A 10,000-nucleotide genomic window follows, 5' to 3' on the forward strand; every position below is an offset into this window, starting at 1 on the left:
TCCATTCGAGACTGTCTCATGTCACTGACACATATGAGACAGTCTCGTGTCTTCAACGGCCGGATGCGGTCAGCATCTTCGGCCGTTGGTATAAAGACCCCCTTACCCAGCCCTCTCCCCTGTTGGGGGAGGGTGGAACGGAGCCCTGAATGACCGACGTCCCCGCGCTCACGACCCCCAAAAAGAAACACTCGCGGCTGGGTCTGTTCCTGCCCATCGGGTTGTTCCTGATCGGGGCGCTGCTGTGGAGCGGCTACTGGTTCTTCACCGCGCATCAGATCGAAACCCGGCTGGCCGAACAGGCAAAAACCCTGACGACAAAGGGCTATCAGGTCGCCCACGCGCCTTTCCGGGTGCAGGGCTATCCCTTCCGCATGTTCCTTCAGTTGAAAGACGTGCGGCTGATCGCGCCCAATGGTAAAGGGCTGGCGGTTCCGGCGCTGGAGGCCGAGGCCTCGGCCTTTGCGCTTGATAAGTGGATGTTTGTCGCCACCAAAGGCCTGACGCTCTATCGCGGGCAGGGGGCAGATCAGAGCGATCTGGGGCAGGTGGCCGTCACCGGTGACGCCCTGCGCGTCAGCGTGTCGGGCTGGACGCAACCCCTACAGACCATTGGCCTTGAGGGGCTGAACGCCACCTTCACGCCCTCAAAGCCCGAACACCCCTTCGTCCTGCAAAGCGCCCAGCGCCTCGAAGGGCGCGTGACGCCGACGAAGGACGGGGTGGATACGGTCGATTTCATCTGGCGCGCGTCGGGGGCTCAGGCGCATCCGCAGAGCCTGCTGGGGCGGCTGGGGCAGGGGCAGAATTTCGACATGGCCTTTCAGGGGCGCATGGCGCAGGCCTCCAAATTCCGTGGTGATCTGAATGGCTGGCGCGAGGCCGGCGGGGCCGTGCGTCAGGTGCAGGCCTCTCTGCATGTGGGGGAGCTTGAGGTGTTTGGCCGCTCCGAGGCCCTGTTGCTCGACCCCAATCTGGCGCTTAGCGGGCCTTTGGGGCTGGAGGTCAAGGGCACGGGTGACCCGTTTGCGTTTCTGCTGGGGGCGGGGCTGATCTCGGCGGAATACGAACCGCTGGCCCGCGCCTTTGTCGGTACAAAAATGACGGCGGACAAGCCGGTGAAGCTCGATTTCGTCTTCCGTGACGGCGGGGCCTATGTCGGGCCGCTGCGCGTGGCGGCGGCACCGGTTATTCGCTAAATTTGCGATCTATATTGTAAAAAATATCGTTTTGTACTGTAATCAGCAGAGCTACACTTTGGTATCTTTGGAAACCAAAGGGACGGCTGTGTATAGTTTTGAAAAGACCCCACCGGCAATGCCGTCACCGGGTCACGGAGACCGAGCTTGGCCCTCAATGCCCGCGCGCAGACCCCACCGTCACCCCTGTCGCTGACTGATTTGCGACTGCGGATCGACGCGATTGATGCCGAGCTTCTGCGTCTGGTCGATGAGCGTTCGGCGTTGGCGCGTGACATTGCGGCGGCCAAGGCGCGCGAAGGCGGTGACGCCAATGCCTGCCTGCTGCGCCCTGACCGCGAGGCCATGCTGCTGCGCAAGCTGACGGGTAAGCCGCGCGTGGCCGCTTCGGATGCGGCGGTGGTCGCTATCTGGCGCGAACTGATCTCGGAATCGCTGCGCATTCAAGGTGAGGATCAGGGTGGTCTTCACCTTGATTTTTGGGCGGGTGACGCGTCGGCGCAACTGGTCAAATGGAGCCGCGAACGCTTCGGGGCTGCGCCCTCTGAGGTCGGTCTGGCCGAGCCGGTGCAGGTCATCGCCGCCGCCCGCGACCCCCGCCATATCGGTATACTGAGCCTTGATCCCCGCGCTGGCGCGTGGTGGGCGCGGCTGCTGGCCGAACCGCAGGTGCGGGTCATCTGCGCCCTGCCGGAGCGCACGCCGGAGCGCCCGAAGGGCTTTGCCATTGCCGCCCTGAAACCCGAACCAACCGGCGATGATGTCAGCTATTGGGTGACGGACAGCCGTCTGTCCGAAGCCGCCCTGACCGAGCTTCTGGGGCAGCGCGGGCTGGCCGCCGAATGGCTGGGCTCGACCGGCGGGATGAAGCTGTTTGGCCTGTCCGGTTTTGTGCAGGAAGACGACAGCCGCCTCGACCCCAAGGCCGAAAAGGCGCTGGGGTCGCTGTCCGGTGTGATCGGGACATCCCCACGGATTTAGCGATACCACCTCCCATGCGAGAGCGAGGGAGGTGTCAGCGAAGCTGACGGAGGGGACGCCCCGCCTTGCCAACATTGCATTGAACCTGCTGCCCCGTGGTGCTAACCAGCACCTAGTGTCCTGAATCTGAAATTCGCATGTGATTGATATCGTCCACTGGCGAATTTCAGATTCAACAGGACACTACCAAATTATTGTATCTAGTATCGTTTTTTGAATTTGAAGTTCGCCCGGCTCTCGATATCAGAATGAAGCGAACTTCAAATTCACGATACTAGTAAAATTCGCACGCGCAGGAACATCCCCGATGGATACCGTTTCGCCCCCCGCTTCCCAGCCTGAACCCAAGTCCGGTATCTGGGAGATTGCCGCCTATGTCGGAGGCAAGTCGAAGATCGAGGGCGTGGCCGAGCCGATCAAGCTGTCGTCCAATGAAAACGCGCTGGGCAGTTCGCTGAAGGCCATCGAAGCCTTCGAAGCCGCGCGCGCCAAGCTGTTCCGCTATCCCGACGGTCACGCCGCCCCGTTGCGTGAGGCTGTGGCTGCCTATCACGGCCTTGAGCCGCACCGCCTGATCTTTGGCAACGGCTCGGACGAGGTGTTCGGCGTGCTCAATCAGGCTTGGCTCGAAGCCGGGGACAATATCGTCACCGGTGAACACGGCTTCCTTGCCTACCGCATCAGCGCCGAGGCCTGTCAGGCCGAGGTGCGTCTGGCCCCCGAACCGGCTCAGCGCGTCGAAATCGAACGCCTGCTGGAGCTGGTCGATGCGCGTACCAAGATCGTCTATATCTCCAACCCGGCCAATCCGACCGGCACCTGGAACACACCGGAAGAGATTGCCGATCTGCGCAGCCGTCTGGCGCCGCACATCCTGCTGGTCATCGACGAAGCCTATGCGGAATTTGCCGACGAGCCGACCTATCAAAGCGCCTTTGCGCTGGCGCGCAATTGCGACAACATGATCGTCACGCGCACCTTCTCGAAGATTCACGGACTGGCCGGGTTGCGCGTCGGCTTCGGCTACGCCCCCGTGCGGGTGATCGAAGCGCTGGATCGCATTCGGATGCCATTCAATATCAATCTGCCGGCCCAGTACGCCGCTGTGGCGTCACTGGCCGATCAGGCGCATCTGGACGCCTCGCGCACGCAGGTACTGCAATGGCGGCCGCGTTTCTATCAGGCGGTGCGGGCGCTGGGCTATCGCGTCGATGTCAGTCAGGGCAATTTCGTCCTGATCCACTTCGCCGACGAAGCGCAGGCCGTGCGCGCCAATGACCACCTGATGCGCAAGGGCTTTATCGTGCGTCATGTCGCCAATTACGGTCTGCCGCACTGTCTGCGCGTGACCATTGGCAAGGATCACGAAAACGAAGGCTTCCTCGCGGCAATGGGCGCGTTCCCCGGTTAGCCGGTGCGACAAATAATCGCTTTTGGCGACGGCGCGTGCTGAACTATAGTCACTCTTTTCGCCCGTTTTGTGATATCGTTTGCCCATGCCTGATCAGTCCGCCCCGCCCATCGCCAAAGAACGTCTTGTCTTCGGGCAGGGCTTCCTCCGCGACGCCTGGTATTTTGCGGCACTGGCCGATGATCTGAAGCCCGGCAAGCTGCAACGCTACGAGATTTTGGGCGAGCCGGTGCTGCTGGCGCGCGACACGCAGGGCAAGGCCTATGCGATGCGCGACATCTGCCCGCACCGCGCCGCGCCCTTGTCCGCCGGCAAGATGATCCCTGACCCCCAGACCGGTCAGCCGGTGGTGCAGTGCCCCTATCACGGCTGGACGTTTGGTACGCATGGGGGCTGCACGGCGGTGCCCTCCCTGACCGCCGATCAGCCGATGGACGTCGAACGCATCCGGGTGCGATCCTACGCCGTTAAGGAACAACAGGGCATCGTCTGGCTCTACATGACCGCCGATGCGCGACGCCCGACCGAGCCCGATCATGAGCCGCCAATGCTGCCCGGTGTGGTCGGGGGCAAACCCATTATCGTTGAGAGCATGGATTTCGACAGCCACATCGACCACGCGGTGGTGGGGCTGATGGACCCGGCGCATGGCCCCTATGTGCATCAACAATGGTGGTGGCGCTCCTCCAAGAAGCAGCTCGAAAAGGCCAAGGCTTTTGAGCCGCGTGAGTTCGGCTTTGCGATGGTGCGTCACGCGCCGTCAAAAAATTCGCGCGCCTATCGTATTCTGGGCGGGGCACCGGCGACCGAGATCACCTTCCGCCTGCCCGGCGTGCGCTATGAACATATCGAGATCGGGGAGCGGCAGATTCTGGGCCTCACCTGTCTGACGCCGGTGCACGCCACCAGGACGCGCATCACGCAGATCTTCTGGTCGGATCATGCCATTTTCCGCGCCATTGCCCCGATATTCAAATACGGCACCCGAGCCTTCCTCAAGCAGGACGGCGACATGGTCAATCTGCAAAACGAAGGGCTGAGATACGATCCGTCACTCCTGTGGATCGACGACGCCGACACGCAGGCCAAGTGGTATCAGCAACTCAAGAAGGAGTGGATGGCGCACCGTTCCGAAGAACGCCCCTTCGCCAACCCGCTGAAACCCGCCACGCTGAAATGGACCAGTTGAGTCTCCATAGTTCCGAAATGAAAAAGCCGCCGGAGAGACCCCGGCGGCTTTTTCATGGGAGGAGAGAGTTGGCTTACGCCGCCTTCAGGCCGGACACGATCAGTTCGATCTGAAAGCGCAGACGCTCGCCCATGGAGACGAACGCCTGCCCGTCGCGATGGGCGCGGCGCAGGTTTGAGAAGGTGAGGTCTTCGATGATCTCAGCGCCGTGCTCGATGTCGGCCTTGGCCGGCAGTTCGTTTTCGCTTTGGGCGTGGCGCAGGGTTTCCAGAATCACCTGACGCGTCATGTCGGTGAGGCTGGCGATATCGGCCAGACCGGCATTGGCTTCGGCGTCGCTGGTCTGACCGCTCCAGTTCATCACGAAGGCCGACAGGATCAGGCGCGCATTGCCTTCTGCCGCTTCATAGGCCGCCATAAGCTGACGGTGCAGACGATCGGCCAGCGGGCGCGTCGTGTCGTGCGCGTCGATGGCTGCGGTGATGACGCGTGCGGTTTCTTCTTCGACGACCTTCACGAAAATCTCGTTCTTGTCGGCGAAGTTGGCGAAAACGGCACCCGTGGACAGGCCCGCTTCGCGCGCGATGTCGCGTAAGGTGGCCGCCTCATAGCCGCGCTCCCGGAACAGAGCTTTGGCGGAGGCAAGGATTTTGAGACGGTTCAGTTCCTTGGAACGCGCGCGCGCGCCCAGAGGCAGTGCCGTCTCTTCCTGAGTGAGTTTGTCTTTCAGTTCATACGCCTGATACATGTTCATTTATCGAGCTGTGCTGAGGGCGGTGCGGGCCGCCGGATGGAACCTGTACCCATAAATGGGATAGGGTTTTAGGGAATTCAATGGGTTACGCGGTTTAATACCTATCGGGTCTGTAGGGCAAGCCCCAAAGGGCGTTAACGCAGGGAATTCGGTGAGAAACGCGTACCACACCCGTAGGGGTGAAGTCTGATGTATCCATAACGAGAATGATCGTTCATTCCGTCGTATACAGAACTTCATTACGCCGAAAAACAGGCAAAAAATAGACCTGACCTCTAAAAAAGTGTAACCCTGTAACATGAAGTGGCCTGTCCGGAGAATTCCTCGGGTGCGTTGTTTTAAACAACACGCATGACGATCTGGATTTTTTGGCGTTAACATGGTTGATACAGGCCGGTTATTTCCTCAAAGCCTGTTGCTGAGCGAGCCTGCGATGAGCACTTTTCTTCTGATTGCCGCCTTGCTGGCGATGTTTGCGGTCCTTGTCGTGCTGGGCATAGGCGTGTTCAGCCTCTATCGCGGCGGCCGGTTTGGCGAGCGCTGGTCGAACAAGCTGATGCAGTGGCGCGTCATGCTTCAGGCCGTGGCCATCGGCCTTCTGTGCCTGCTGGCCTGGTGGAAGGCGGGGCACTGAGCCGTCTATGGTCAAGCTCAACAGGATTTACACGCGCACCGGCGATGACGGAACGACCGGTCTGGGCGACGGGGCGCGGCGACTGAAAACCGATGCGCGCGTCGTCGCCATGGGCAGCGTCGATGAGGCCAATGCGGCGCTGGGCGTGGCGCGCCTGTTCGCGGACGGGGCGGTCGATGCCCTTCTGGCGCAGGTGCAGAACGATCTGTTCGATCTGGGGGCCGATCTGGCTGTGCCCGATGATGGTCAGCCCAAGAGCTGGACGCCGCTGCGGCTTGATGCACAGCGCGTGGAGGCGCTGGAACAGGCGATAGATCGCTTTAATGGTGAAATGGAGCCCCTCAGTTCGTTCATCCTCCCTGCCGGGTCGCCGTTAAGCGCGCATCTGCATCTGGCCCGCACGATTGTGCGGCGAGCTGAGCGCGATTGTGTGGCGCTGACGCAGGTGGCGGATGAGGTGGTGAGCCCACCGGTGACGACCTATCTCAACCGGCTGTCGGACCTGCTGTTCGTGCTGGCGCGCCATGCCAATGATCAGGGCCGTGCCGATGTGCTGTGGGTGCCGGGTAAGGTTTAGGGAGGTTAAACCTTACTTCGATGCAGCCGACACGCTTGTCGAAGCCGACGAAGCCGCCGGCTGATCCACCGGCCTGGGCGAACCATTGGACGCGCCTTTGGCGTCTTCGGTCGGCCACAGGATCTTTTGCGGCTCACCCGCCTTGCGTTTGGTCAAAAGCGGAAGATAGACCGGCGTTTTACACGCGCGGTACTTGTCCGACCACCAGCCGCCATTGGCCTCACACTTGCGGCGCGGCATTTCGTACAGCGCGCCGTAAACCAGAATACCGATACTGGCCACTATGAAGACCCCCAGCGCGATTAACTTGACGCGAAGGATAAGATTTTTGTCGGTTTTCATACGGCAGGCTTCCGCTAGGGCGCGATCAGTTGAGTGCCCGTTTCCATGCCTTCAAACCGCGCCTCAGGCAAGCGAAATGGTTGCCGTTGAGATCGGAAAGCCAATAAAATGCGCGGGTTTCCGCCACGACACCGATTGACTTTGAGGGGCAGCGGCGTCAGTAAACGTCATCGAATTATAGCTTGCTGCGAGGAAAGCTCACAATGAAGGTACTGGTACCCGTCAAGCGGGTGTTGGACTACAATGTCAAGGTCCGCGTCAAGTCTGACCAGACCGGCGTCGATCTGGCCAATGTCAAGATGGCCATGAACCCCTTTGACGAAATCGCCGTCGAAGAAGCCGTGCGCCTCAAGGAAAAGGGCACGGTGACCGAGATCGTCGCCGTCTCCATCGGCGTCGCGCAGTGCGAGGCGATCCTGCGCACGGCTCTGGCCATGGGTGCCGATCGCGGCCTCTTGATCGAAACCGATCAGGACCTTGAGCCGCTGGCCGTAGCCAAGGTGCTGAAGGCCGTAGTGGCTCAGGAAAATCCGGACATCGTGCTGATGGGCAAGCAGGCCATTGATGGCGACAACAACGCCACCGGTCAGATGCTGTCGGCCCTGCTCGACTGGCCGCAGGCGACCTTCGCCTCGAAGGTGGAGATCGCAGGTTCCGAAGCGCTCGTCACCCGCGAAGTCGATGGCGGTCTGCAAACGCTCGGCGTGCAGCTTCCGGCGGTCATCACGACCGATCTGCGCCTCAATGAGCCGCGCTACGCCTCCCTGCCCAACATCATGAAGGCCAAGAAGAAGCCGCTCGATACCAGGGCCCTGGCCGATTACGGCGTCGATGCGGCGGCGCGCCTGACGGTGGTCAAGGTCACCGAGCCGGCCAAGCGGTCGGCGGGTATCAAGGTCGATAGCGCCGATGCCCTTATCGCTAACCTCAAGACGGCAGGAGTTCTCTGATGGCGGTTCTGGTTATTGCCGATCACGACGGCGCGCACCTGCGCGACACGACGCTGAAGGTCATCACGGCGGCGCAAAAGCTGTCGGGGGATATCGACGTGCTGGTCTATGGCGAAGCGTCTGCCGTGGCCGCTCAGGCCGCTGCGGCGGCGGGCGTGCGCAAGGTGCTGACGGCCGAAAGCGCCGAGCTGAAGGCCGACATTGCTGAGGCCGTTTCGGCCCTGATCGTGTCGCTGGCCGGTGGCTATGACGCCATCGCCCTCCCGGCCACGGCTTCGGGCAAGAATGTTGCGCCGCGCATCGCTGCCGCGCTGGACGTTTCGATCATTTCCGACGTCATCGACGTAGTGGCGGGCGACACCTTCGTCCACCCCATCTATGCCGGAAATGCGCTGGAAACCGTTAAGACAGCGGACGCCAAAAAGGTGCTGACCGTGCGCCCGACGGCCTTTGCGCCGGTGGCGGCGACGGGCGGTTCGGCGGCGGTCGAAGCCGTGGCGGTTCCGGCGGTGACGCTGAAGACGCGCTTTGTGTCGGACGAAAAGGTCGTCTCGGACCGTCCGGAACTGGGTGCGGCCAAGGTGGTGGTGTCCGGTGGCCGGGCGCTGGGGTCGGCCGATGAGTTCAAGGCCGTGCTGGAGCCCCTGGCCGACAAGCTGGGGGCCGCGGTCGGCGCCTCGCGCGCGGCGGTTGATGCGGGCTATGCCCCCAATGACTATCAGGTGGGGCAAACCGGTAAGGTCGTGGCGCCTGAGCTCTACATCGCCGTCGGTATTTCGGGCGCTATCCAGCACCTGGCCGGTATGAAGGACTCCAAGGTCATCGTCGCCATCAACAAGGACCCGGAAGCCCCGATCTTTCAGGTCGCCGATTTCGGTCTGGTCGAAGATTACAAGACCGCCGTCCCGGCTCTGCTCAAGGCGCTGGGTTAAACGCTGTTCTATACCTCCCTGGCTATGCCGGGGAGGGGGACCGCACGAGCCTGCGAAGCTGGTGAGATGTGGTGGTGGGGTTTCTTTTTTTGAACTTCGTCACTGCGTAAAGGGACGTATAGCCAGATACCCCACCACCACGCCTTTCAGGCGCGGTCCCCCTCCCCAACAAGTTGGGGAGGTATAATTTTTTCTGGGCCCTTGATTACCCGGTGGGGCGGTTTAAGCTCCTGCCCTAATAACAAGTACCGCGGGTTCAAAATGACAGAGATCAAAGTCGTCGGCGTTATCGGGGCAGGGCAGATGGGGTCGGGCATTGCGCAGGTGTGCGCGCAGGCAGGCTACGACGTCTTCCTCTACGATCAGCAGGCCGCCGCCATCGCCAAGGCGATCGAAAAGATCAACAAGGGCATCGCCCGGTCGGTCGAAAAGGGCGTCATCACGGCTGAGACAGCCGCCAATGCGGTCAAGCTGGTCAAGCCGGCGGCCATGGCCTCGGAACTGGCCGACTGCGATCTGGTCATCGAAGCGGCGACCGAAAACGAAGAGATCAAGAAGGCCATCTTCCAATCGGTGTCCGAACACCTGAAACCCGAAGCCATTCTGGCGTCCAACACCTCGTCCATTTCGATCACGCGACTGGCCACGGCTTCGGATCGTCCGACGCGCTTTATCGGCCTGCATTTTATGAACCCGGTGCCGATCATGAAGCTGGTCGAAATCATCCGCGGCATCGCCACCGAGACCGACACCTATGAGGCGGCGGTGCGCTTTGCTGAAAGCCTCGACAAGATCACCGCCAATGCGCAGGACTATCCGGCCTTTATCGTCAACCGCATCCTGATCCCGATGATCAATGAGGCCATCTACACCCTGTACGAAGGGGTGGGGACGGTCGAAGCCATCGACACGGCCATGAAGCTGGGGGCCAATCACCCGATGGGGCCGCTGGAGCTGGGCGATTTTATCGGTCTGGATACGGTGCTGGCCATCATGAATGTGCTGTATGACGGCCTGTCGGATTCCAAGTA

11 protein-coding genes are annotated in these 10,000 nt (G+C 61.4%); 9 read left to right on the forward strand and 2 right to left on the reverse strand.

The features are described from left to right. The first annotated feature begins 149 nt into the window (after positions 1–149). The 4 genes from LDL37_RS14465 to LDL37_RS14480 all read left to right on the forward strand — a co-directional run bounded on the left by LDL37_RS14465 (position 150) and on the right by LDL37_RS14480 (position 4,780). Positions 150–1,199, forward strand: a complete 1,050-nt coding sequence (locus LDL37_RS14465) for a DUF2125 domain-containing protein (protein WP_290799526.1) — start codon at positions 150–152, stop codon at positions 1,197–1,199. A gap of 147 nt (positions 1,200–1,346) precedes the next feature. Then, positions 1,347–2,180 (forward strand): chorismate mutase, encoded by an 834-nt coding sequence (locus tag LDL37_RS14470; RefSeq protein ID WP_290799527.1) that lies wholly within the window; start codon positions 1,347–1,349, stop codon positions 2,178–2,180. Between the two features lie 307 nt (positions 2,181–2,487). Further along, a complete protein-coding gene (gene hisC, locus LDL37_RS14475; protein WP_290799528.1) occupies positions 2,488–3,591 on the forward strand; it encodes a histidinol-phosphate transaminase in 1,104 nt (367 codons plus the stop codon). Positions 3,592–3,676: 85 nt separating this feature from the next. Then, a complete protein-coding gene (locus LDL37_RS14480) occupies positions 3,677–4,780 on the forward strand; it encodes an aromatic ring-hydroxylating dioxygenase subunit alpha (protein ID WP_290799529.1) in 1,104 nt (367 codons plus the stop codon). Between the two features lie 73 nt (positions 4,781–4,853). On the opposite strand, the gene LDL37_RS14485 is transcribed toward LDL37_RS14480, so the two are convergent. Next, positions 4,854–5,534 carry a TetR/AcrR family transcriptional regulator gene (locus tag LDL37_RS14485; protein ID WP_290799530.1) on the reverse strand — a complete coding sequence of 227 codons (681 nt, stop codon included), beginning with the start codon at positions 5,532–5,534 and terminating at the stop codon, positions 4,854–4,856. Positions 5,535–5,967: 433 nt separating this feature from the next. Between LDL37_RS14485 and LDL37_RS14490 the strand changes: the two genes are divergently transcribed. Both LDL37_RS14490 and LDL37_RS14495 read left to right on the forward strand, forming a co-directional pair. Further along, positions 5,968–6,168 carry a twin transmembrane helix small protein gene (locus tag LDL37_RS14490; protein ID WP_290799531.1) on the forward strand — a complete coding sequence of 67 codons (201 nt, stop codon included), beginning with the start codon at positions 5,968–5,970 and terminating at the stop codon, positions 6,166–6,168. 7 nt (positions 6,169–6,175) lie between these two features. Beyond that, a complete protein-coding gene (locus LDL37_RS14495; protein WP_290799532.1) occupies positions 6,176–6,745 on the forward strand; it encodes a cob(I)yrinic acid a,c-diamide adenosyltransferase in 570 nt (189 codons plus the stop codon). Positions 6,746–6,757: 12 nt separating this feature from the next. Here LDL37_RS14495 and LDL37_RS14500 read toward each other — a convergent pair whose 3' ends face one another. Continuing rightward, positions 6,758–7,087 (reverse strand): hypothetical protein, encoded by a 330-nt coding sequence (locus tag LDL37_RS14500; protein WP_290799533.1) that lies wholly within the window; start codon positions 7,085–7,087, stop codon positions 6,758–6,760. A gap of 203 nt (positions 7,088–7,290) precedes the next feature. Here LDL37_RS14500 and LDL37_RS14505 point away from each other — a divergent pair, with 203 nt between their 5' ends. From LDL37_RS14505 to LDL37_RS14515, 3 genes are all read left to right on the forward strand, one after another. Beyond that, complete coding sequence (locus tag LDL37_RS14505; protein ID WP_290799534.1) at positions 7,291–8,037, forward strand: electron transfer flavoprotein subunit beta/FixA family protein; 747 nt, start codon at positions 7,291–7,293, stop codon at positions 8,035–8,037. Continuing rightward, entirely contained in the window at positions 8,037–8,969 is a 933-nt protein-coding gene (locus LDL37_RS14510) for an electron transfer flavoprotein subunit alpha/FixB family protein (RefSeq protein WP_290799535.1), read from the forward strand. Before LDL37_RS14505 ends, LDL37_RS14510 begins: the two co-directional genes overlap by 1 nt. Positions 8,970–9,230: 261 nt before the next feature. Continuing rightward, the coding region (locus LDL37_RS14515; RefSeq protein WP_290799536.1) for a 3-hydroxyacyl-CoA dehydrogenase NAD-binding domain-containing protein at positions 9,231–10,000 on the forward strand (770 nt) is incomplete at its 3' end.

Source organism: Asticcacaulis sp. (genome assembly GCF_020217185.1).
GTDB lineage: Bacteria > Pseudomonadota > Alphaproteobacteria > Caulobacterales > Caulobacteraceae > Asticcacaulis.